The organism is Micromonospora phaseoli (assembly GCF_900109115.1).
GTDB lineage: Bacteria > Actinomycetota > Actinomycetes > Mycobacteriales > Micromonosporaceae > Micromonospora > Micromonospora phaseoli.
The window spans coordinates 544159-566307 of the sequence record NZ_FNYV01000003.1; the positions used below are offsets into that span (position 1 = coordinate 544159).

19 protein-coding genes and 1 pseudogene are annotated in these 22149 nt (G+C 72.6%); 6 read left to right on the top strand and 14 right to left on the bottom strand.

All coding sequences use genetic code 11. From position 1 onward, the window contains the following. The first annotated feature begins 105 nt into the window (after nt 1-105). A complete protein-coding gene (locus BMY89_RS10795; RefSeq protein ID WP_092378749.1) occupies nt 106-1110 on the top strand; it encodes a glutathione S-transferase family protein in 1005 nt (334 codons plus the stop codon). A 132-nt stretch (nt 1111-1242) separates the two neighbouring features. Here BMY89_RS10795 and nuoH read toward each other — a convergent pair whose 3' ends face one another. Continuing rightward, nucleotides 1243-2205, bottom strand: a complete 963-nt coding sequence (nuoH, locus tag BMY89_RS10800) for an NADH-quinone oxidoreductase subunit NuoH (protein WP_092378752.1) — start codon at nt 2203-2205, stop codon at nt 1243-1245. Continuing rightward, on the bottom strand, nt 2205-2927 hold the full coding sequence (locus tag BMY89_RS10805) for an NADH-quinone oxidoreductase subunit C (protein WP_232521173.1): 723 nt from the start codon (nt 2925-2927) through the stop codon (nt 2205-2207). The genes nuoH and BMY89_RS10805 overlap by 1 nt, the downstream gene beginning before the upstream one ends. A gap of 112 nt (nt 2928-3039) precedes the next feature. Between BMY89_RS10805 and BMY89_RS10810 the strand changes: the two genes are divergently transcribed. After that, complete coding sequence (locus BMY89_RS10810; RefSeq protein ID WP_092378754.1) at nt 3040-4086, top strand: glucose 1-dehydrogenase; 1047 nt, start codon at nt 3040-3042, stop codon at nt 4084-4086. A gap of 33 nt (nt 4087-4119) precedes the next feature. On the opposite strand, the gene BMY89_RS10815 is transcribed toward BMY89_RS10810, so the two are convergent. The 5 genes from BMY89_RS10815 to BMY89_RS10835 all read right to left on the bottom strand — a co-directional run bounded on the left by BMY89_RS10815 (nt 4120) and on the right by BMY89_RS10835 (nt 9581). Continuing rightward, a complete protein-coding gene (locus BMY89_RS10815) occupies nt 4120-5451 on the bottom strand; it encodes a DUF2252 domain-containing protein (protein ID WP_092378767.1) in 1332 nt (443 codons plus the stop codon). Nucleotides 5452-5540: 89 nt separating this feature from the next. After that, nucleotides 5541-6119, bottom strand: a complete 579-nt coding sequence (locus BMY89_RS10820; protein ID WP_092379299.1) for an NADH-quinone oxidoreductase subunit B — start codon at nt 6117-6119, stop codon at nt 5541-5543. 203 nt (nt 6120-6322) lie between these two features. Then, nucleotides 6323-7798 (bottom strand): pyridoxal phosphate-dependent decarboxylase family protein, encoded by a 1476-nt coding sequence (locus tag BMY89_RS10825; RefSeq protein WP_092378772.1) that lies wholly within the window; start codon nt 7796-7798, stop codon nt 6323-6325. Continuing rightward, nucleotides 7795-9234: an MFS transporter gene (locus BMY89_RS10830; protein WP_092378775.1), complete on the bottom strand. Its 1440-nt coding sequence runs from the start codon at nt 9232-9234 to the stop codon at nt 7795-7797. Before BMY89_RS10830 ends, BMY89_RS10825 begins: the two co-directional genes overlap by 4 nt. Nucleotides 9235-9266: 32 nt before the next feature. After that, nucleotides 9267-9581 (bottom strand): MGMT family protein, encoded by a 315-nt coding sequence (locus BMY89_RS10835; protein ID WP_092378779.1) that lies wholly within the window; start codon nt 9579-9581, stop codon nt 9267-9269. A 13-nt stretch (nt 9582-9594) separates the two neighbouring features. Here BMY89_RS10835 and proB point away from each other — a divergent pair, with 13 nt between their 5' ends. Then, on the top strand, nt 9595-10752 hold the full coding sequence (gene proB, locus BMY89_RS10840) for a glutamate 5-kinase (RefSeq protein ID WP_092378783.1): 1158 nt from the start codon (nt 9595-9597) through the stop codon (nt 10750-10752). A 68-nt stretch (nt 10753-10820) separates the two neighbouring features. Further along, nucleotides 10821-12062 carry a glutamate-5-semialdehyde dehydrogenase gene (locus tag BMY89_RS10845; RefSeq protein WP_092378787.1) on the top strand — a complete coding sequence of 414 codons (1242 nt, stop codon included), beginning with the start codon at nt 10821-10823 and terminating at the stop codon, nt 12060-12062. Between the two features lie 36 nt (nt 12063-12098). Here BMY89_RS10845 and BMY89_RS10850 read toward each other — a convergent pair whose 3' ends face one another. From BMY89_RS10850 to BMY89_RS31530, 6 genes and pseudogenes are all read right to left on the bottom strand, one after another. After that, nucleotides 12099-12971, bottom strand: coding sequence for a prenyltransferase/squalene oxidase repeat-containing protein (locus BMY89_RS10850; RefSeq protein ID WP_092378790.1), 873 nt, complete (start codon nt 12969-12971; stop codon nt 12099-12101). 92 nt (nt 12972-13063) lie between these two features. Further along, a complete protein-coding gene (moeZ, locus tag BMY89_RS10855; protein WP_092379302.1) occupies nt 13064-14245 on the bottom strand; it encodes an adenylyltransferase/sulfurtransferase MoeZ in 1182 nt (393 codons plus the stop codon). 122 nt (nt 14246-14367) lie between these two features. Beyond that, a complete protein-coding gene (locus BMY89_RS10860; RefSeq protein ID WP_232521174.1) occupies nt 14368-15189 on the bottom strand; it encodes a DUF3152 domain-containing protein in 822 nt (273 codons plus the stop codon). 121 nt (nt 15190-15310) lie between these two features. Continuing rightward, complete coding sequence (locus BMY89_RS10865; protein WP_232521176.1) at nt 15311-16156, bottom strand: DUF3152 domain-containing protein; 846 nt, start codon at nt 16154-16156, stop codon at nt 15311-15313. A gap of 92 nt (nt 16157-16248) precedes the next feature. After that, complete coding sequence (locus BMY89_RS10870) at nt 16249-17223, bottom strand: alpha/beta fold hydrolase (RefSeq protein WP_092378796.1); 975 nt, start codon at nt 17221-17223, stop codon at nt 16249-16251. A gap of 24 nt (nt 17224-17247) precedes the next feature. Continuing rightward, a pseudogene (locus BMY89_RS31530) lies at nt 17248-18876 on the bottom strand (hypothetical protein); the annotation flags it as partial. 1406 nt (nt 18877-20282) lie between these two features. Here BMY89_RS31530 and BMY89_RS10880 point away from each other — a divergent pair. Together BMY89_RS10880 and BMY89_RS10885 are read left to right on the top strand one after the other, a co-directional pair. Then, complete coding sequence (locus tag BMY89_RS10880) at nt 20283-20921, top strand: TetR/AcrR family transcriptional regulator (protein WP_092378802.1); 639 nt, start codon at nt 20283-20285, stop codon at nt 20919-20921. A 63-nt stretch (nt 20922-20984) separates the two neighbouring features. After that, nucleotides 20985-21212 carry a DUF3107 domain-containing protein gene (locus BMY89_RS10885; protein WP_092378805.1) on the top strand — a complete coding sequence of 76 codons (228 nt, stop codon included), beginning with the start codon at nt 20985-20987 and terminating at the stop codon, nt 21210-21212. 4 nt (nt 21213-21216) lie between these two features. On the opposite strand, the gene BMY89_RS10890 is transcribed toward BMY89_RS10885, so the two are convergent. Then, nucleotides 21217-21870 carry a ferritin-like fold-containing protein gene (locus BMY89_RS10890; protein WP_092378808.1) on the bottom strand — a complete coding sequence of 218 codons (654 nt, stop codon included), beginning with the start codon at nt 21868-21870 and terminating at the stop codon, nt 21217-21219. Between the last annotated feature and the right edge of the window lie 279 nt (nt 21871-22149).

Below are 22149 nucleotides of genomic sequence, written 5' to 3' on the forward strand. Positions count from 1 at the left end.
GGCTGTCTCAGCGGGAGCGGGGGCGGTCTCGCCCGCCCAACCAGGCCGACTGCCTGAAGATCCGCCATGATGGGACGAGGACGACTCGGCACATCTGGGGGCGACATGGGCGAGGACGGTAAGAGCACCGGCGGCAAGTACGTCGAGCCGGGCGGCGACTTCAACCGGGACCAGAACTACATCACCACCCGGATCACGGTGGACGGCCGCGACGGCTACCCCGTCGAACCGGGCCGGTACCGGTTGGCGGTCAGCCGGGCCTGCCCCTGGGCCAACCGTCTGATCATCGTGCGTCGGCTGCTGGGTCTGGAGGACGCCATCTCGATGGCGGTGGCCGGGCCGACCCACGACGCCCGGAGCTGGACCTTCGACCTCGACCCCGACGGGCGGGACCCGGTGCTCGGCATCGAGCGCCTCCAGGAGGCCTACTTCGCCCGCTACCCGGACTATCCGCGCGGCATCACCGTGCCGGCCATCGTCGACGTGCCGACCGGCCAGGTGGTCACCAACGACTACGCCCAGATGAGCCTGGACCTGTCCACCGAGTGGACCGCGTACCACCGCGCCGGCGCCCCGCAGCTCTACCCGGAGCACCTGCGCGCCGAGATCGACAAGGTCAACGCGGTGGTCTTCGCCGACGTCAACAACGGCGTCTACCGGTGCGGCTTCGCCGGCAGCCAGGCGGCCTACGACAAGGCGTACCACCGGCTGTTCGACCGGCTCGACTGGCTCGGTGAGCGACTGACCGGGCAGCGCTACCTGGTCGGCGACACCATCACCGAGGCCGACGTGCGGCTGTTCACCACGCTGGTCCGCTTCGACCCGGTCTACCACGGGCACTTCAAGTGCAACCGGCAGAAGCTCAGCGAGATGCCGGTGCTGTGGGCGTACGCCCGGGACCTGTTCCAGACTCCCGGCCTCGGCGACACGATCGACTTCGATCACATCAAACGGCACTACTACGAGGTGCACCGGGACATCAACCCGGCGGGTGTGGTGCCGCTCGGCCCGGACCTGTCGAACTGGCTCACCCCGCACGACCGCGACACCCTCGGTGGCCGCCCCTTCGGCGACGGCACCCCGCCGGCCCCCCACACCCCCCTCCCCTAACCCCCGCACCCCCCACCCCCACCCAGCCGGGTTGATCAAGAAGTTTGCGTCTGGATCCGCGCGGATCCAGACGCAAACTTCTTGATCAACCGCGGTCTCCGCCAGGATGGGGGGTGGGTGCGGGGGGTGGGGTTAGAGCGCGAGGCGGACGGCGGCGGTGAGGACGAGCTGGGCGAGGGCGGCGGGGACGAGGACGAGCCAGCAGAGACGCTGGAGCTGGTCCTCGCGTAGACGCGGGTAGGACACCCGAAGCCAGATGATCACGAAACTCACGGCGGCGACCTTGAGCAGGGTCCAGAGCCAGCCGAGCTGCGCGTCGGCGAACGGGCCCTGCCAGCCACCGAGGAAGAGCACGGTGGTGAGTGCGGCGATCACCACGATGCCGACGTACTCGGCCAGCAGCAGGAACGCGAAGCGCAGGCCCGAGTACTCGGTCAGATAGCCGAAGACCAGCTCCGAGTCGGCCACCGGCATGTCGAACGGCGGCCGGCGGATCTCGGCCAGGCCGGCCAGGAAGAAGACCACCATCGCCGGTGCCTGCCAGATCAGCCACCACGGCTGCCACGCCTCGACGATGCCGGAAAGGCTCAGCGTGCCGGCGGCCATCGCCACCGACGCGGCGGCCAGCACCAGCGGCAGCTCGTAGCCGAGCAGCTGGGCGGCACCCCGGACCCCGCCGAGCAGGCTGTACTTGTTGGCCGAGGCCCAGGCCGACATGAGTACGGCCAGCACGCCCACGCCGACCACCGCGAGCACGAAGAACAGGCCGATGTCCAACGGCTGCCCGACCAGGTCGTTGGGGCCGAGCGGGATGACCAGCAGGGCCAGCAGGTACGGCACCAGCGCCACGGCCGGCGCCAGCCGGAACACCGGCCGGTCCGCCGCCCGTGGCGTGAGGTCCTCCTTCTGCACGAACTTCACACCGTCGGCGATCAGCTGCGCCCAGCCGTGGAACCCGCCCGCGTACATCGGCCCGAGCCGGCCCTGCATATGCGCCATCACCTTGTGCTCCGCCTGCCCCACCAGCAGCGGCAGGATGAGGAAGGCAGCCAGTACCCCACCGATGCGGATCACCAGTTCCAACCAGAGCGGCATCAGGCCGGGCCCCCCTCGTCAGGCTCGGCCCGAGGTGCGCGAGGCGTACGCGTACCCGGCGCCGGGCGAGCAGGGCGTTCCCGGCCGGGACGGGCCGGGGTACCGCCGCGTGGGCCCTCCCCGACACCGCCGGCTCCGGCCGGCGTCGGGGTCGTCCCCCACTCCCCCGGTGCGGGTACGCCCGGCGGCCGGATCGGCCGCCGCCCACCACCGGCCTCCGACTCGCCCGGTTCCTTCGCCCCCGGCCAGGGCTTGGCCACCCGCGAGGCGAGCACGAACTCCTTGCGCAGCGGATGCCCCTCGAACTCCGGCGGCAGCAGCAACGGTCGCAGGCCGTCATGCCCGGCGAACTCGATGCCGAACATCTCGTGGGTCTCCCGCTCGTGCCAGGCGGCACCCGGGTAGACCGTCACCACGGAATCGACCGTCGGCGTCTCGCGCGGCACCCGGGCACGCAGCAGCACACCGTGCCGCAGCGTGGTGGACCAGAGATGGGCCACCACGTCGAAGCCCTCGGCCAACTCGTCGACCGCGGAGAGCCAGTCGAAGTAGTCGCAGGTCAGCTCGGCGTCGTCCCGGGCGGCCAGCAACGCCGCCTGCCAGGCGTGCGCGGGTACGTCGACGGTGGCGCGGGAGTGCGCCTGACCGCCGGAGACCGTGGCGGTGGCCCCGACGGGTGCGAGCAGCGTGACGAGCCGCTGGCCGACCTCTTCCGGTGTCATGCCGCTGATCCTATGGGCGTCGGCGGCCGAGCGCGCCGGCCCGGTACACGCAGCAGGGTGACGATCAGGACTTCGCCTGCGGTGACCCGCCGATGGTCACCAGGATGGGCTCGTGCGCGCTGTGACTGTCATTCCCGGAGTGCCAGGCTCGTTACGGCTGCTCGACGACTACCCGGACCCGGCCAACGAGGAGGGCCCGATCCTGGTGGAAGCCATCTCGGTGGGTGTCTGCGGGACCGACATCGAGATCATCGAGGGACAGTACGGCGAGGCGCCGCCCGGGTCCGACCACCTGGTGCTCGGGCACGAGTCGCTGGGCCGGGTGCTGGAAGACCCTACCGGCACGCTGCAACCCGGTGACCTGGTCGCCGGGATCGTCCGGCACCCGGATCCGCTGCCCTGCCCGAACTGCGCGGTCGACGAGTGGGACATGTGCCGCAACGGCATGTTCACCGAGCACGGCATCAAGGCCCTGCCGGGCTTCGCCCGCGAGCGGTGGCGGCTGCAGCCCGGCTTCGCGGTCGGGCTCGATCCGGCACTGACCGAGGTGGGCATGCTGCTCGAACCGACCAGCGTGGTGGCCAAGGCGTGGGACCACATCGACCGGATCGGCCGGCGGACGGAGTGGCAGCCGCGCAACGCGCTGATCACCGGCGCCGGGCCGATCGGCCTACTCGCCGCGCTCCTGGCCAGCCAGCGAGGTCTCTCCGTGCACGTGCTCGACCTGGCCACCGAGGGCCCGAAGCCGGCGTTGGCCGGTGCGCTCGGCGCGGCGTACCACAGCGGACCGCTCGACCAGCTCGACTTCGAGCCGGACGTCATCATCGAGTGCACCGGCGCGCCGGTGGTCGTCCTGGAAGCGATGTGCAAGGTCGGTCCCACCGGGATCGTCTGCCTGGCCGGGGTGTCCAGCGGCGGCCGGATCATCGACTTCGACGCGGGAGCGCTCAACCGGACCCTCGTGCTGGAGAACAACGTCGTCTTCGGTTCGGTGAACGCCAACCGGCGGCACTGGAACGGCGCCGCCGAGGCGTTGTCGAAGGCCGACCCCGCCTGGCTCGGCGCGCTGGTCACCCGCCGGGTGCCGCTGTCGGAGTACGCCGCCGCCTACTCCCCCGGACCGCAGGACATCAAGGTCGTCCTCGACTTCACCGCCTGACCTGGCCGGCCGCCACCGGCCGGAACGGGGACCTCAGATGCCGGGCAGCCGGCCGTTGCGGAACAGGTCCACGAAGAGCTGGTGGTCCTGCCGGGCGCGTACCCCGTACGCGTGGGCGAAATCGACCAGATGTGCCACGAACCCTTCGGTGTCGGCGTCGACGGCGGCGACGATGGCGTCCTCGGTGGAGTAGTCGACCAGATCGTGGCTGGACTCGTCGTCGGCCACCGAGTGCATCCGGGCGACCGCGTGGCCCAGGTCCGCCAGCACCCCGGCCAGTTCCTCGGGCTCGTTGACATCCGCCCAGTCCAGGTCGGCCGCGTAGGGCGAGACCTCGGCGACGAGCTGGCCGACCCCGTCCAGCTCGGTGAAGCCCACCCACGGGTCGGCGTGCGCCTGCAGGGCCCGCTGCGACTCGGCGGTGCGGTGCCCCTGGTGCCGGAAGTAGCCACGGACCCGCTCGTCGTCCACGTACCGGGCCACCGCCGGCAGCTGCGCCTGCTTCATGTAGACGACGACGTCGTTCTCCAGCGCCTGGGTGTGCCCCTCCAACAAGAGGGTGTACGACGGCAGCCCGGCCGAGCCGATCCCCACGCCCTTGCGCTGCACCACATCCTTGATCTGTGCCGAAATCTGTGCCGAAACCGGACGAGCCTGGCCCGTTCTCGACGCCGGCAACGTGTCCAGGTACGCCTCGAACGCCGCGCAGACCCGCGCCCGGGTGTCGCCGTCGACCTCGTACACCCCGTCGCCGAGGGAGAAGCGCCGCTCGTAGTTGTCGATCGTGGTCTGGCCACGGAGCAGGTCGATCCGGGTGTTGAGCCGCGCCTGCTGAAGCACCCGGCGCAGCACACCGTCGGCATTGTCCAGGGTGATCGAACCGATCGCGTCGTCGCCACCCGCGACGATGGCCCGCAACTCGGTCAGGTAGGAGTCGGCGAAACCGGTCACCAGGTCGCTGATCACCCGGTCGGAGAGCGCCTTGGTGTAGCCGATCAGCGCCACGCTGGCGACGAACCGGCGCAGGTCCCAGGTGAACGGCCCGACGTACGCCTCGTCGAAGTCGTTGACGTTGAAGACGAGCTGGCCGGTGCCGTTCATGTAGGTGCCGAAGTTCTCGGCGTGCAGGTCGCCGTGGATCCACACCCGGCTGGTCTGCCCGTCGAGGAACCGGTCGTCGGCGAAGTCGCCGCGCTGGTCGGCGTAGAAGAGACTGGCACTGCCCCGGTAGAAGGCGAACGGCGAGGCGGCCATCTTGCGGAACTTGCGCCGGAAGGCGGCCGGGTCGAGCGCCATCAGGGTGCCGAACTCCTCGGTCAGCACCTTGACGATGAAGGCGGAACGCTGCTCCGCGACGTCGGTCATGGACCGTACGCTAGCGAAGCCTCACCACCGCGGCGGCCAACCGAGCGATCGGTTCCGTCCGCCGACCGGACCACCACCGGCAGCTTCCGTCAGGGGTTCGACGGCCGTACCGGCGGTGCGGTGAGGGAGGCGGTGGAGCGCGCCGGTGCGCCGTCGGCCGGCGGGGCGTCCACCGGCGGGGCGAGCAGGTCGGGGCGGGGCACCCCGCCGATGCCGGACTGCTCGGCGGCGATCTTCTCCTGCAGGCGGAGGATGCCGTGCAGCAGCGCCTCCGGTCGGGGCGGGCAGCCGGGCACGTAGACGTCGACCGGAATGAGCTGGTCGACGCCCTTGGTCACCGAGTACGAGTCCCAGTACGGGCCGCCGCAGTTGGAGCACGCACCGAACGAGATGACGTACTTCGGCTCGGGCATCTGGTCGTAGAGCCGCTTGATCGCCGGTGCCATCTTGTCGGTGACCGTGCCGGAGACCACCATCAGGTCGGCCTGCCGGGGCCCGTGGGCGAACGGGATCACACCGAGCCGCATGAAGTCGTGACGGGACATGCTGGTCGCGATGAACTCGATGGCGCAGCAGGCCAGGCCGAAGTTGAAGACCCAGAGCGAGTACCGCCGGCCCCAGTTGAGCACGAACCGGATCGGCTCGCCGAGCACCGCAGGCAGCTGCACCACCGCTCCCCCTCCCGTCTCCGACAGTCAACCACAGCCGCCTGCGGGCGGCGGCACCGGTGAAAGGAGGGGCGCCCTGTTAACGCCTCGGGTAGTAGCGGGGCCCCCTGTTAACACCGCGCCCAACACCGCGCGCCGTCGTGCGCGTCGTCGTGCGCGTCGTCGTGCGCGCTGTCGTGAACCGGCGGCGGGCGGCGGGCGGTTCAGTAGGCCGGGCGTTGCAGCAGGCTGACGAATTCGACCAGCAGCCGCTCCCGCACCGCCGGGGGCGCCGCGTCCAGCAGGGTGTTCACCGGGGCCATCCGATCGGGCAGCCCCCCGCCGGTGCCCAGGCCCAGGCCGGCGGCGACTGCGGCGACGAGGTCGGTGGTGAGCGTCTCCGGGGCGAGCGAACCGGCCAGGGCGAGCAGTTCCGGCGGCAACGCGACCGGACCGGCCGCGCGGGCGGCGGCGACCGCGTCGGTCAGGTCGGGGCCGAACTCGGCCACCCGGGGCGCCACCGCCGCGGTGACCGTCAGGTGCACGCTGCGCGGCAGCCCGGCGTACGTGAGCTGGGGCTGGGTGTGCCAGCCGCGCGCGGCCAGCTCGTCGACCAGCACGAACAGGTCCGGACCGGAGTCCGTGGCGGTGTAGCAGACCACGGTGGACTCCGGTTCGGCGACCAGTCGCAACCCGTCGACCTCGCGTACCGCCTCGGCCAGTTCCCGTACCGCTTCCCGGGTCCGCCGGGTCAGCTCCAGGTACCCGTCGTCGCCGAGGTGCCGCAGCGTCGCGTACGCGGCGGCGGTCGGCCCACCGGAGCGGGTGGAGGAGATCACCGGGTTGATCATCGTGTACCCGGGCCAGTCGGCGTACGCGAAGTACTGCGGGGCGCGCAACGCCGGATCCCGGTGCAGCAGCACCGACACGCCCTTCGGGGCGTATGCGTACTTGTGCAGGTCGACGGAGATCGAGGTGACCCCGGGCACGGCGAGGTCGAACGCCGGCACCGGCACGCCGAGGCGGCGCAGGTACGGCAGGGTCCAGCCGCCGAAGCAGGCGTCCACGTGGCAGCGCACCCCGGCTGCGGCGGCCACCTCGGCGATCTGCTCGACCGGGTCGACGACGCCGTGCGCGTACGAGGGTGCGGAGCAGACCACCAGCACCGTGTCGGGCCCGACGGCGGCGGCCACGTCGGCGACCGCCGGCCGCAGGGTGGCCGGGTCGAGTGGCACCGTGTCGAGCTTCACCCGAAGGTAGTGGGCCGCCTTGGCGAACGCGGCGTGGGCGCTGGCGGGCACCACGATCCGGGGTGTCGCGATGTCCGGGCGGGCGTCCCGGGCGGCCTTCACGGCCAGGATGAGCGACTCGGTGCCGCCGCTGGTGACGCTGCCGACCACGTCCGGCGCGCTCGTGCCGGGCCCGCCGCCGAGCAGCCGCGCGGCCGCGCCGACCAGCGCGTTCTCCATGGCGAGCAGGGACGGAAAGGCGGTCGGGTCGAGCCCGTTGACGTGGGCACTCTCCGCGTACGCGGCGGCGGCGAGTTCGTCCAGGCCCGGCACGGCGGGGTCGTAGACGTAGGCGAACAGTCGCCCGCCGTGGGTGGGCCGGTCCATCGCCCGCAACTGCCTGATCTCCGCCAGCACCTGTTCCGCCGGCACGCCGTGCTGGGACAGCGCCGACCCACTCTCGTCGATCATGGAGTTATGGTGCCCTTTCCGTGATTACCGGCGGCTTTTGTTCCTGCCACAACTCCATGATCGGCGGGAGGTGGAGCGGGGGCGGCCAGCCGGGTGGGGGTTAGGTCGTAGGGGCGCAGGAGGAGGGTGGCCAGGGCGATCAGCAGCGCGGGGAGCACGGTGAAGCCGAGCAGGACGCCGAGGCGGGCCGAGTCGGACTGGGGCGCGGCGGTTCCGGTCGAGGAGGAGACGTAGCCGGAGACGGCGAGCACCAGGCCGTAGATTCCGGGGCCCAGGGCCAGGCCGAAGGTCTCGCCGGCCGTCCAGAGGCCGGTGAAGACGCCGGCCTGCCGACGGCCGGTGCGGGCGGTGTCGTACGCGATGCAGTCCGGAAGCATGGCCAGCGCGAACACCTGCTGCCCGGCGTAGCCGACGCCGATCAATCCGACCAGCAGGTAGATCACGGCGGCGGGCAGGACCGGCGCGGCGACCAGAGTCAGGCCGGCGAGCGACAGGATCAGCGACGCCGCCACCAGCGCGGCGAGCTTGCCCAACCGGGCACCCACCCGGGACCAGAGCGGCATCACCACCAGCGCCGGACCGACGAAGCAGACGAACAGGACGGTCGGGCCGGTGAGTGAGTCACGCAGCACGTGGTCGGCGAAGTACTGCACGCCGGCGAGGATCGTCGCCACCCCGGCGGACTGCACCACGAAGCACAGCAGCAGCGCCCGGAAGGGCCGGTTGCGGCCGGCGACGGCGAGTTGGGCACGCAGGGTGGGCTCGCTCTCCCCCACCGCACCCTGCGGCGCCGACCGGGTGCCGAGGAAGGCGCCCACCGCGCCCAACGCGATCAGCGCGGCCACGAAGACACCCATCCAGCGGTGCCCCGGGACACCCCCACCGGCCGCGTCGCGCACCAGTGGGGCCACCGCGCCGGCCACCAGGATGGCCAGCGCCAGCACCGCGATCCGCCAGGTCATCATCCGGGTACGTTCGGCGTAGTCGCTGGTCAACTCGGCCGGCATCGCCACGTACGGCACCTGGAAGAAGGCGAACGCGGTCGCGGTGGCCAGGAAGGCGACGGCGACGTACGTCCCGGCGGCTGGACCGGCGCCGAACGGCGCGGCGAAGATCGAGCCGAAGAGCACGGCCAGCGCCAGCCCACCGAAGAGCAGGTACGGCCGGCGGGCTCCCCAGCGCGAACGGGTGCGGTCGGAGATGCGCCCGGCCACCGGGTTGACCAGCACGTCCCACGCTTTCGGCAGCAGCACCAGCAGGGCCGCCACCCCGGCGGTCACGCCGAGCGTGTCGGTGAGGTACGGCAGTAGCAACAGGCCCGGCACGGTGCCGAACGCGCCGGTGGCCAGCGAGCCGAGCGCGTAACCGGCATGCACCCCGCGCGGCAGGCCGGCAGGGGGTGGTGGTGGGCCGGAGCCACCAGGCGGCGCGTTCATGGCGCCGAATATTACTCACGTTATGGCACTGGTCACATCCCCTCTCCGGGCCACCAACTGGCCGCCCGCATGTCCACCCGGTCGTGGCGCACCGGGGTGCTCTCGGCGAGCCACCGCGCCCGGGCCTGCGCCGCGATCCGGGGCGGCATGCCGCCGGCGGCGTTGACCACCCGGTGCCAGGGGACGCCACCACCGTGCCGGGCCATGATCGAGCCCACCAGCCGGGCCGACGCCCGGCCGGACCGCTCGGCGAGCGCGTCGGCCACCGCCCCGTACGACATCACCCGGCCGGGCGGTATCCGGTCGACGAGCTCCAGCACCGCCTCGACGTACTCGTCAGGTGTCACAAGCGGCCAGACTATGGGAACGGCGGCCGGCCCCGCGGCGACGACAGCGCAGAATGGGCGGGTGCGCGACGCAGTCACGACGGCCCGGCGGGTCGTTGTCAAGATCGGATCTTCCTCGTTGACCACCGCCACCGGCGGGCTGGACGACGGGCAGGTCGACGCGCTGGTCGACGCCCTCGGCACCCGGACGGCCGACGGACGCGAAGTGGTGCTGGTCTCCTCCGGCGCGATCGCCGCCGGCCTCGCCCCGCTCGGGCTGCCCCGCCGACCGCGTGACCTGGCCACCCAGCAGGCCGCCGCCAGCGTCGGCCAGGGCCTGCTGATCGGGCGGTACGCGGCCGCGTTCGCCCGGCACGGCCGCACCGTCGGCCAGGTGCTGCTCACCGTCGACGACGTCACCCGCCGGGCGCACTACCGCAACGCGTACCGCACCCTGCGCAAGCTGCTCGACCTGCGGGCGGTGCCGATCGTCAACGAGAACGACACGGTCGCCACCGAGGAGATCCGGTTCGGCGACAACGACCGGCTCGCCGCGCTGGTGGCCGCCCTGGTCGACGCCGACCTGCTGGTCCTCCTCTCCGACGTCGACGCGCTCTGGACCGGCCACCCGTCGCGCCCCGGCTCCCGCCGCATCGCCGAGGTACGCGACGAGGCGGACCTGGCCGGCGTCGAGATCGGCGGCACCGGCCGCGCGGGGGTCGGCACCGGCGGCATGGTGACCAAGGTCGAGGCGGCGCGAATCGCCACCGGATTCGGCATCCCGGTGGTGCTCACCTCCGCCGGCCAGGCCGTCGCGGCGCTGGCCGGCCAGCCGGTCGGCACCTTCTTCCACCCCAGCCTCCGGCGACCCGCGGCCCGGCTGTTCTGGCTCGCCCACGCCACCGCGCCCCGAGGACGGCTGCACCTCGACCCCGGGGCGGTCGCCGCGGTGGTGGGCCGGCGCAAGTCACTGCTGCCGGCGGGGATCACGGCCGTGGACGGCGCGTTCACCGCCGGCGACCCGGTCGACCTGGTCGACACCTCCGGCGCGCCGGTGGCCCGAGGTCTGGTCAACTACGACGCGATCGAACTGCCCGGCCTGCTCGGCCGCTCCACCGCCGACCTCGCCGCGGCGCTCGGCCCGGCGTACGAACGAGAGGTCGTCCACCGCGACGACCTGGTGCTGCTGTAAGCAGGGGCCCCTGTTAACGCCTGGTGTATTGAAGGGGCCCCCTCCTAACCCGAACTGAGGAGCATGGGATGAGCGTGAGCGAGCAGGCCCGCCGGGCGCGTACCGCGGCGGAGGCGCTGGCGGTGGCGACGCGTACCACCAAGGACGCCGCGCTGCACGCGATGGCCGACGCGCTGGTGGCGCGTACCCCGGAGATCCTGACCGCGAACGGCGCGGACCTGACGGCCGGGCGCGAGGCCGGGCTGAGCGCGGCCGTGCTGGACCGGCTCGCCCTCGACGAAGGCCGGGTCGCCGCCATCGCCGACGCACTGCGCCAGATGGCCGCGCTGCCCGACCCGGTCGGTGAGGTGGTACGCGGCTCGACTCTGCCCAACGGGCTGGAGTTGCGGCAGATCCGGGTGCCGTTCGGCGTGGTCGGCATCATCTACGAGGGCCGACCCAACGTGACCGTGGACGCCGCCGGGATCTGTCTGAAGGCCGGCAACGCGGCGCTGCTGCGGGGATCCTCCTCGGCCGCGCACTCCAACGCGGCGCTGGTGGCCGTGCTGCGCGACGCGGTCGACGGCGCCGGTCTGCCGGCGGACGCGGTGCAGCTGGTCGACGCCAGCTCCCGCGATTCGGTCAAGGAGTTGATGCGGGCCCGCGGTCTGGTGGACGTACTGATCCCGCGCGGCGGAGCATCGCTGATCCGCACAGTGGTCGAGGAGTCGACCGTGCCGGTGATCGAGACCGGGGTGGGCAACTGCCACGTCTACGTGGACGCCGCCGCCGACCTGTCGATGGCCGTGGCGGTCACGCTGAACGCCAAGACCCAGCGGCTCTCCACCTGCAACACGGCCGAGTCGCTACTGGTGCACGCGTCGGTCGCCGACGACTTCCTGCCGGCGATGCTGACCGCCTTCGCCGAGGCCGGGGTCACCGTGCACGGCGACGCCCGGACGGCCGCGTACTCCGATGCGGTGGTCCCGGCCACCGACGAGGACTTCGCCACCGAGTACCTGTCCGCGGACATCTCGGTCGCCGTCGTCGACTCGCTCGACGCGGCGGTCGGCCACATCCGGCGGTACGGCAGCGGCCACACCGAGGCGATCGTCACCGACTCGCAGTCGGCCGCCCGGGAGTTCGTGGCCCGGGTCGACTCGGCGGCCGTGATGGTCAACGCCTCGACCCGGTTCACCGACGGCGGCGAGTTCGGCTTCGGCGCCGAGATCGGCATCTCCACCCAGAAACTGCACGCCCGCGGCCCGATGGGCCTGCCCGAGCTGACCAGCACCAAGTACGTCGTCACCGGCACCGGCCACCTCCGCTGAGCGCCCACGCGCTCCCGTGGATCCGCAGCGGCGGGCTCAGCGGAAGGCGCTGATCACGGCGAGGGTGGCGTGGACGTCGAACTGGTGGCCGTCGTCGCTGGTCCACCCGCCGTCGCTGCGTTGCGTCTCGGACAGCCGACGGCGGGCCGCCACCAGCGTCCACTCGTGCTCGTCCACGCCGACCCGGCGCAGCGTCGCGGCGAGCCAGGCGGCGTCGGCCGGTGACGCCTGCGGGATCCGCTCGGCGAGCACCGCCTTGATCTGCGCCGACTCGTAGAACATCTGCTGCCGGTGCAGGACCGCCGCGCTCAACCATCCGGCGGCCAGAAACGAGGGCCAACTGCCGTCGCGGCGCAGCTGGGCGGCCAGCGCCTGGCCGGCGGCGTGCACCACGCCGGCGTACGCCCCGCCGACCCGGTGGTCGAGCGGCCCGGCGGCCCGGGCGTCCAGGCCGGCCACCGTGAGCCAGAAGGCGGCGTTGGCGGTCAGGTAGAACCGCGCCTCCGGATCACCCGGGCGGGCCCACTCGGGAGCGGTGTCCGCGAGCGCCGCGTCCTCCTCCCAGCAGCCGTCGCGCTGCTGGGCGGCGGCGAGCCAGTCCAGCGCCCGGCGGGCGGACTGGCGGCCCAGCGCCCCGAGGTCGGCCAGCTCGGACAGGCGAAAGCAGGTCGCGTCGACCGACGCGACCTCGTCACCCCAGGACGCCGGCCAGCCGCCACCAAGCGTCTGGCCGACCTCGGCGCTGTCGAGCACTTCCGGCGGAGGCGACGTGCCGGTACGCAACCAGGACAGGCGGGCACGCTCCACCACATCTCCGTGAGCCACCACGAACCCGATCGCGGCGTCGATATCGACCACGGCGGCCACGGTACCGGCGGAAAGGTGATCCCGCCTCAGTAGTACGGGCAGGTGGGACCGGCCGACGGCCGGGTGTTGACCCGGGTGTTAACAGGGGGCCCCTTCTCTACCGGAGGCGTTAAGAAGGGGCCCTTCCTTGCATCTCAGTACGCGGGGAGGGAGGGGTCGATCTGCTTGATCCAGGAGAGCACCCCGCCCTGCACGTGCACTGCGTCGCGGAAGCCGGCGGCCTTCAGCGAGGCGAGCGCCTCGGCGGACCGGACACCGGACTTGCAGTGCAGCACGATCTGCTTGTCCTGCGGGAGCTTCGACAGCGCCTCGCCGGAGAGGATCTCGCCCTTGGGGATCAGGGTGGCGCCGGGGATGCGCACGATCTCGTACTCGGCCGGCTCCCGCACGTCGACGAGGAAGATGTCCTTGCCGGCGTCCTGCCACTCCTTCAACTCCGCGGCGGTGATGGTCGCGTCGACCACCGCCTCCTGGGCCTCCACCGACACCGCGCCGCAGAAGTCCTCGTAGTCCTCCAGCAGATCGGTGAGGGTGGCGTTCTCACCGCAGAGCACGCAGTTCGGGTCCTTGCGCACCTTGATCTTGCGGTAGCTCATCTCCAGGGCGTCGTAGACCATCAGCCGGCCGACCAGCGGCTCACCGATACCGGCGAGCAGCTTGATCGCCTCGTTGACCTGGATCGAGCCGATCGAGGCGCAGAGCACGCCGAGCACGCCGCCCTCCGCGCAGGAGGGAACCATGCCGGGCGGCGGGGGCTCCGGGTAGAGGCAGCGGTAGCAGGGACCGTGCTCGGCCCAGAACACCGACGCCTGGCCGTCGAACCGGTAGATCGAACCCCAGACGTACGGCTTGCCGAGCAGCACCGCCGCGTCGTTGACCATGTACCGGGTGGCGAAGTTGTCCGTGCCGTCGACGATCAGGTCATACCCGGCGAAGATCTCGCGGACGTTCTCCCGGTCCAGTGCGGTGTTGTGGATCTCCACGTTGACCAGCGGGTTGATCTCACGGATCGTCGCTGCGGCCGACTCGGCCTTGGACCGGCCCACGTCCGAGACGCCGTGGATGATCTGGCGCTGGAGGTTGGACTCGTCGACGGTGTCGAAGTCGATGATGCCGAGCGTGCCGACCCCGGCAGCCGCCAGGTACATCAGCGCGGGGGAACCGAGCCCACCGGCGCCGACACAGAGCACCCGGGCGTTCTTCAGCCGCTTCTGCCCGGTCACCCCGACATCGGGGATGATCAGGTGCCGCGAGTAGCGGCGGATCTCGTCAACGGTGAGCTCGGCGGCGGGTTCGACGAGCGGGGGCAACGACACGGAGGACTCCCCGGGATCGATGTGGCGGACGACCCGGCCATTGTCGCTCGCCGGAGCGTCCATCGACCATGAGCAGGGACACGTCGCCCGCCATGCGGGAGCGGGAATAGCCGGCCGTCGGGTCAGTCGATGAGGTCGCCGGCGTAGCGGTGACCGTCGAGGACGGGCCAGGCGTTCGGTACGCAGCCGTCCAGCCCGTACGTCTGCTGCTGCATGACCGGTGCCGGGCGGCCCGGCGCCGGGCACGCCTCGTGACCCTCGCCGAACTCGTGACCGACCTCATGGTTGATCACGTATGCCCGGTAGACCTCGATCGGCGCTCCGTAGTCCGGCACCGCCTCCAGCCAGCGCGCCAGGTTGATGATCACTTTGCCGGGCAGCCGGCACGAGGTGTAGCCCTCCGTGCTCAGCCCACCGTCGGCGCACATCGTCTCCGAGGTGAGCGGGGTGGCCAGGTAGATGGTGAAGTCCGCGTCCACCGCCTCGGCGACCCGCTGCACGCGCAGCCCGCCGGAGCCGATCCAACTGCGTGGATCGCCCAGCACCGCGTCGACGTCGGCGGCGAAGGCCGCCGGATCCTGACCGATGTCCTGCTCGACGGCCACCCGGTAGCGGGCCACCGGCCCGTCCTCGCCCCGCACTCCAGTGCCGCCGACCGCCACCGCGAAGCTGCCGGCGCCCGCCCTCGGGTACCGGCTCGGCCCGGTCTGCTCGTCGGCACCGGCGCCGTACGCGATCCGGTGGCGACCGCCCGGCTCCGGACCGGCCGCCCGGTCGCCGGCGCGAACCAGCAGCACCGAGGCGGTGATCGCGAGCGCCAGCACCATCCCGAGGGTCGTGCCGAGCCGACGCTGCCGCCGCCGGGCGACGGGCCGGGGATCCGGCGGACCTCCGGGCGGGTGACCCGAACGTCCAGGGCCGCGATCGAGGGGTGGAAACGGCATACAGGTATCGTCGCACCCAATTCCGGCGTATCACCGCATTACGCGCAAGCGTGACCCGTGCCCGATCATGCCCCCGTCGTACCGGTCCGCCGCGGAGGCGGGCACCCGCCCTGTGCCTCGCTCAGAGCGGCGGACCGGCGTAACGCCGGCCGTCCAGATACGGCCAGGGATTCGCGACGCAGCCCTTCAGGAACAGCGTCTGCTGCATCATCACCGGCGCTGGTTCACCCCGACGCGGGCAGCGCTCGTGCCGGTTGCCCAACTGGTGCCCGACCTCGTGATTGATCACGTACGTGCGGTAGACCGAGAGTGGCACCTCGGCCTCGACGAAGTGCGGCACCGACAGTCGCCACCGGTCCAGGTTGATGATCACCTTTCCCGGCGCCCGGCAGGAGGTGTAGGGCTGGCCACCGATCCGGATGTCGACGTTCCCGGCGGCGCACATCCGGGCCGCCGTCCCGGCGGTGACCAGGTAGACGGTGAAGTCGAACCGGGAGTCGGCGGTCACCTGCCGCAACCGCAGCCGACCGCTGTCCACCCAGCTTCCCGGGCCGGCCAACGCAGCCCGTACCGCCAGGCCGAACTCGCCCACCTTCACCCCGGAGCCGGACTCCACCGCGACCCGGTAGCGCTGGACGGCACCAGCCGTGCCCAACACCGGTCCAACCTGATCGTCATAGCGGAAGCGGCCCGGCCCGGTCGACGGGAGCGGCCCCGGCTCCTGCAGCACCGGCGGCTCGGGTGACGGGGGCACCTCCGACGGCGACGGCGACGCCGGGATCGTTGGCGGTGCCACCGCCAACGGGGACGTCACCGGAATCACCTTGCCGGCGGGCCCATCGGTGCTTCCGGCCACCATGGCCACGGCAGCACCGACCGCGGCCAGCAGCACGACCACCCGGGCGAGAGCGCCCGGTCGGCGCGGCCAGGACCGCTTCCCACCCTCGGCGGTCGCCGTCGAGGCCACCGGTCGGGTGCGACGATTCGGCCTCCGCCCGGCGGCATGCCGGCCATCGGATCGAGTCGACCGATGACGGCTACCCGGGCTGTGCACCCCGGTTATCCTGCCAGGTCTGCCCGGCGGGCGGAGTCCCCCATCTCGGTGAGCAGCCCCAGCACGGCCCGAGCCACCAGCCGTGGCACCTCCAGTTGCGCCACATGACCGACGTCGTCGAGCATCAACAACCTGCTGTCCGGAATCACCCGGGCGGTCTGCGGCGCCACCCGCACGTCGATCAGCCGATCCTGCCGGCCCCCGATGACCAGTGTCGGTGCACTCACCGTGCGGGCCAGCCGCCACAGGGATCCGGACCCGGGCAGGTAGGACCGCAGGAAGGTGGAGACCAGTCCGCGGAAGGTCCGGACATATGCCGCGGCGTAGTGCTCTGCCTGGTACCGGATCCGGATCTCCTCCAGTGCCTCCTGGCGGCGCTGGTCACAGATCCGGCTGAGGTCGGCCACGCACGCCTCCATCACCTGCTGGGCCATCACCTCCGGTGCCACCTGGGCGAGCCGCCAGGCGGCCAGCCGCTCGCCTCGGGGAATCGCCAGCAACGGCAGCATCCGGCCCTGCAACGACCGACGGAAGTCGAGGAACGGCAGGGCCGGCGACACCAGTGTCAGGGTCCGGACCAGGTCCGGACGGACGGCGGCCACCCGCACCGAGATCGCCCCACCCAACGAGTTGCCGAACAGGTGCACCGGGCCACGGTCCGAGTACTCGATCCAGCGGATCACCCGCTCGGCGAAGACCGGCACGGTGTAGCGCCGACCCGGCTCACTGCGGCCGAACCCGGGCAGGTCGATCGCCTGGCCGTCCAACCGGTCGGTGAGCAGACCGGCCAGGTCGGTCCAGTTCTGCGACGAGCCGCCCAGGCCGTGCACGTACAGTGCCGGCTCGGCGTCCGGTCCGGTGGCCGGCGTGTCCCGGACGTAGGTGGTCGCGCCGTCGAGGCGTACCGTCCGGCCCGGCCAGGGCGGCGGGACCGAGTGGGCGGGCAACAGGTGGTCTGGCCGCAGGATGGCAGGCTTCACCGTTCCAGTTTGCCTTGGACCGGCTCACGCCAGCAGTGCCTCCAGCCGGCGATTGACCGCGGCCAGGGTGGCCCGCACCACTGCCTGCCGGGGGTCGCCGGCCACCAGGGCGGAACCGGCCAACTGTTCGACCCACCCCTCGCAGACCAGCAGCACCACGACGGTCGCCACCTCACAGTTGCCGAAGGGCACCACGGCGGCGTGCTCCACGAAACACCGTCCGCGATCCGGCGTGGTGCCGCCGGCACGCAGCAGTTCGTCGATCGCCGCCGCGGCCGCCACCCCGCAGAGCCGCAGCACGTAGCCATCGACGGCGGGCCCGGTGGCGTACCCGGCCGCGCTCTGGTCGCCGGCCATAAGTCGAACCTCGACGGTGGCGTCGAGCCCGAACGTGCTCACCTGGACGTGGTCGAGCACCACTCGGGGACCCGGCACACCACCGGTGTCCAGTGGTCGGGACGGCGCGGACTCGGTCGTGGTGAGCTGTCCGCCGGAGTAGGAGGCACCGAGCGTCGCCGGGCTGCCCGGCGTTCCCGCTTCCTCCACGATGGCCCGGCCACGGTGCGGGGCGGGTGTCTGCCGTCGCCGTCGTGAGGTCTCCGGTGCGCCCTCCGTCCGGTGCGGCGGAGCCTCGGTCCGAGCGCCGGCGGGCCGGGCGGACGGTCGGCGCGGTTCGGCGGCCGGGCGGGACTCACCGCCCTCGGCAGCGCGGGTCTCGGCGGCCCGACGGCGCACCGGTGCGGCGGGCAGGCCGTGCGGCGCGGTGGGCAGGCCGTGCGGCGCGGCGGCCAACCCCATCCGGTCCTGCAGCAGGCGGGCGACCTGCCGGCTCACCTCCGCCGGGTCGGCGCCGTCGGCGAGGTCGAGGCGCAGGCTGTGAGCACCGGCGGGGGTACGGCGCAGGGCAGCATCGCGTACGCCGTCGACCCCCCGGACGGCAGCGAGGATCGCGTTCACGTCGAAGCCCTCGGGCCGTTCCCGCAACGGCGCTGGCTCGTCCTCGCGACGCAGATGGGTGGCGATTCGGGCGAGTTCCGGGGTTTCGGCGGGTGGCTCCACGGCTGGCGGCTCCGGCACGACGGGCACGTCCGGTTCGGCGGGGACGCGCTGCGGCAACACTGCCGAGGTGCTGTCCGGCGACCGGTCGCCGGCCGGCTCCGTCAGCGGGACCGGATCGGGCGCTGACCGGCGTGCCGCGTAGGGGGCTGCGCTCGTCGGGGCGGGCGCGGAGGGGGTGCGTTCACGACGGTCGGACCCGCTGGGAAGCGGACCGGCCAGCGGATCGGTCGCCGCCGGCACTGAGCTCGGACCGGGCATGGCAGACGCCGGGGAGGGTGCGTCGGGTGCCGGCTCGTCGGGGACCGGCCGGAGCCGGAACGGCCGGTATCCGGGTACGGAGGCGGGTTCGGCCCCGGTGCCCGGCGACGCCACGCCGGGCTCCGATGGGCTCCACGAACCTGCCGGTGCGCTCGTCAGCGAATCGCCGGCCGACCGGGCGCCCGCTGCCGGAGCACTCACCGGCGGCAGAGCACCCAGCGGCGGCGGGGCACCCACCGGCGGCGGGGCACTCACCGGCGGAGCGCTGACCGGCGGCGGAGCACTGACCCGAGGCGGGGCACTCACCGGTGGGGCACTGACCGGCGGCGGAGCGCTCACCGGTCGGAGCGCCCAGGGCAGGCGTTCATCGGTGGGCTGCCCGCCGGAGCGGGTACCCCAGGGCAGGCTCTCGTTGGCTGGTGCGCCACTGACCGGCGGCGCGACCCACGAGGGACGCTCCTCGGCCGGCGGACCGACGGCCGAACGCGCCCACGACGGGCGTTCCCCGGCCGGCGGCGCGCTGGTCGGCGTGGACGCCGGCCACGCCGGCCGGTCGGCCGGGTCGGACTCGGCCGGCGGCTGCGACGGGCCGGGCTCCGGCGCCGACCGGGACGGCTCGTACGGGCGAGGCCGCTCGACGCGTACCGCCTCGTACGGACGGGTCGGCTCGACGGGCACCGGCTCGTACGGCCGGCTGGGCTCGCTGGCCCAGTTCTGGGCCGGCACCTCCCGCGACCGTCGGGCAGGCTCACCCTCATCGCGGGCCCACGACGGGGCCCAGTCGCTGGCCGGGCCGGGCTGGGCCCAGCTCGGCCGGTCCGCCTCGGCCGACGGTCGCTCGACGGCCGACGGTCGGTCGGCGGTCCGGTAGGCGCCGGACCCCACCGACCAGCCAGCCGGTGGCTCCGCACCGGACGCCGGTGGCCAGTCAGCCTGCTCCGTGACCGGGGGGTCGGGGTGGAGCCCGAAGTTCGACGCTGGTGGGGACACGTCATCCCACCCACGCGGCTGGCCGCTGATCGGCGGCTCCTGCCCGGCCCGCTCGGCGGTGGGCGCGTGCAGACCGGGCGGCATCTCGAAGCCGGAGGCGGTGGTGCCGACGGGCGGCACCTGTACCGCGGGCGGCGCGGAGGTCGGCAGCCCGGTGGGCGGTGCGCCCGCCCGCTCACCGGCGGGGACGGGGCGGGGCGCCGGCACGACGAGCCGATCGCCACCCGGATCGCGCCCGGGCCCGCGCAGGCCGGGTGGAGCGCTCACCGGGGCGTACCGGCCACCTGACGAGTCCTCCGGGTGCGCCCCGTTTACCTGGCTGCCGTTGACCTGGCTGCCGTTGACCTGGGCCGGCGGCCCGGGCGACATTTGGTCACCGTCCGGAGCGGGCAGGTCGGCGTATCGTGAGGAGGCGGTGGCCCAACCGACTGGCTGCTCGGGCCGGGTCCAGGTCACGCCGCTGCCCCGGGTGCCTTCCGCGTCCCAGGACCAGTCGGCCGGTGGCGGGGCCCACCCGTTGCCGGAACGGGCCAGGTCATCGTGCTGACCCGTCCCGTCGCCGTGCTCTCCCGGGGTGGCGGCACCGGGTTGCCCTGTTTCACTCACCGCGCGCTCCTTGGTCGCCCCCGCTGAGGCTACCGTGTGGCGACAGTGGCGATAAGTTACAGCGGCGGGCCAATTCCGCAAGGGGCCGAGAGGCCTCGACCGGTTCGGGTGAAATGCCGGCCCGTACGACAACCTCGGAGGTACCCATGACGGCTGTGGGGAACGGCGCCCAAACCGCCGGCAGACCCACGCGCCTACCCCGTTCGGCGCGCCGCAAGCAGCTACTCGCCGCTGCTCAGGAGGTGTTCGTCGCGCAGGGTTACCACGCTGCGGCCATGGACGACATCGCCGAGCGGGCCGGGGTCTCCAAGCCGGTGCTGTACCAGCACTTCCCCGGCAAGATGGAGCTGTATCTCGCCCTGCTCGACACGCACTGTGACGCGATCGTCGCCAAGGTGCGCGACGCGATGGCGAGCACCACCGACAACAAGGAGCGGGTGAGCGCGTCGGTCCGCGCGTACTTCGACTTCGTCGACCACGAGAGCGAGGCGTTCCGGCTGGTCTTCGAGTCCGATCTGCGCAACGAGCCGGCCGTGCGGCAGCGCGTGGAGCGGGTCGCACAGGGCTGCATCGCCGCCATCACCGACACGATCATCTCCGACACCGGGGTCAGCCGCCCGCATGCCGAGCTGCTCGCCTCCGGCCTGGTGGGTGCGGCCGAGACCGCCGCGCAGTTCTGGCTGGCCGGTGGCCGCCAGGTGCCCATGGCGGAGGCGGAGGCACTGGTCGCAGCGCTGTCCTGGCGGGGCATCGCCAGCTTTCCGCTGCAAGGTGAGTCAGCCTGAACTTCGACGTTGTGATCGGATAGCCTTCGCACGGCGGCTATTTCGCCCGACGGAGGAGGCACAGTGGAGGTCAAGATCGGCGTGCAGTACGCGCCGCGCGAGCTGGTCCTGGAGAGCGCGCAGTCGCCGGCCGAGATCGAGCGGATCGTGACCGACGCCCTCGCCAGGAGCGAGGGCACCCTCTCGCTGACCGACGAAAAGGGCCGGCGGATCATCGTGCCGGTCGGCAAGGTCGCCTACGTCGAGATCGCCGAGGCGTCTCCCCGGGCGGTCGGTTTCACCGTCCGCTGACGTTTCAGTTGTTGAGTCCGGCGGCGGTCATCCGCGCGGTGTGCGCGGCGGTCAGCCGCCGGAACAAACCCGCTACATCCAGCTGTCCACCGGCGGCGATCAGGGCGGTGAGCCTTCCGTTGTCGGCGGCGGCGACCCGCCCCGCCTGGGACAGCGCCTCGCCGACCAGCCGCCGCGCCCACATCGACAGCCGGCCGGCCAGTTTCGGGTCCGCCTCGATGGCGAGCCGGATCTCGGCGGCCGCGAACTCCGCGTATCGCGACTCGTGCAGCACGTCGAGGACCAGCTGCCGGTCCGGTTCCCGCAGCGCACCGGCGATCTCTCGGAGGAAGTCGTCGGTGATCGCGTCGCCGACGTACGCCTTGGTGACCGCCTCGGCCCAGTCGCGCGGCTCGGTCGAGTCGTGGAAGCCCTGCAGCGGCGCGACGTACGCGGACATCGCGTCGTCGGGCAGCACACCGAGCGCGGCGAGCCGATCGGCCACCCGCCGGTAGTTGGCGATCTCGGCGGCGGCCATTTCGCTCAACGCGGCGCGGCGGCGCAGATCCGGAGCGAGCCGTGCGTCGGCCGCCATGCGTTCGAAGGCGAGCAGCTCACCGAGGGCCACCAGGCCGAGCAGATCGGTGACGGCGTGGCCGGGCGGGGTGGGGGCGGACACCTGCGCAGGCTACCGCCCGGGGTACCCGCCCGGGGCCCCTGCCGGCCGACACCGGCCTCCGAGCCGACACGCTAAGTGATACGGGTCACATGGAAACCTTTCCAGTGGCGCTGGGCCGCCCGGAATCGGGACGGGGTTTGGCCCGTTCAGGTAGCATGGACGAGTTGCCGTAGGTGCCGATCCCGGCCGGAGTCAACTCCGATCCGGTCGAAGGCCGAACCACGGCGCGCGTGCGGCCCGGTCCGCTCGGCTTCCTGCCGCCGACCGTGTGGCCCGCGC

Coding starts and splice junctions, on each gene's coding strand:
- BMY89_RS10795 (WP_092378749.1), top strand. CDS start 106: ATGGGCGAGGACGGTAAGAGCACCGGCGGCAAGTACGTCGAGCCGGGC.
- nuoH (WP_092378752.1), bottom strand. CDS start 2,205: ATGCCGCTCTGGTTGGAACTGGTGATCCGCATCGGTGGGGTACTGGCT.
- BMY89_RS10805 (WP_232521173.1), bottom strand. CDS start 2,927: ATGACACCGGAAGAGGTCGGCCAGCGGCTCGTCACGCTGCTCGCACCC.
- BMY89_RS10815 (WP_092378767.1), bottom strand. CDS start 5,451: ATGACCGACGTCGCGGAGCAGCGTTCCGCCTTCATCGTCAAGGTGCTG.
- BMY89_RS10825 (WP_092378772.1), bottom strand. CDS start 7,798: ATGATCGACGAGAGTGGGTCGGCGCTGTCCCAGCACGGCGTGCCGGCG.
- BMY89_RS10830 (WP_092378775.1), bottom strand. CDS start 9,234: ATGAACGCGCCGCCTGGTGGCTCCGGCCCACCACCACCCCCTGCCGGC.
- proB (WP_092378783.1), top strand. CDS start 9,595: ATGGGAACGGCGGCCGGCCCCGCGGCGACGACAGCGCAGAATGGGCGG.
- BMY89_RS10845 (WP_092378787.1), top strand. CDS start 10,821: ATGAGCGTGAGCGAGCAGGCCCGCCGGGCGCGTACCGCGGCGGAGGCG.
- BMY89_RS10860 (WP_232521174.1), bottom strand. CDS start 15,189: ATGCCGTTTCCACCCCTCGATCGCGGCCCTGGACGTTCGGGTCACCCG.
- BMY89_RS10880 (WP_092378802.1), top strand. CDS start 20,283: ATGACGGCTGTGGGGAACGGCGCCCAAACCGCCGGCAGACCCACGCGC.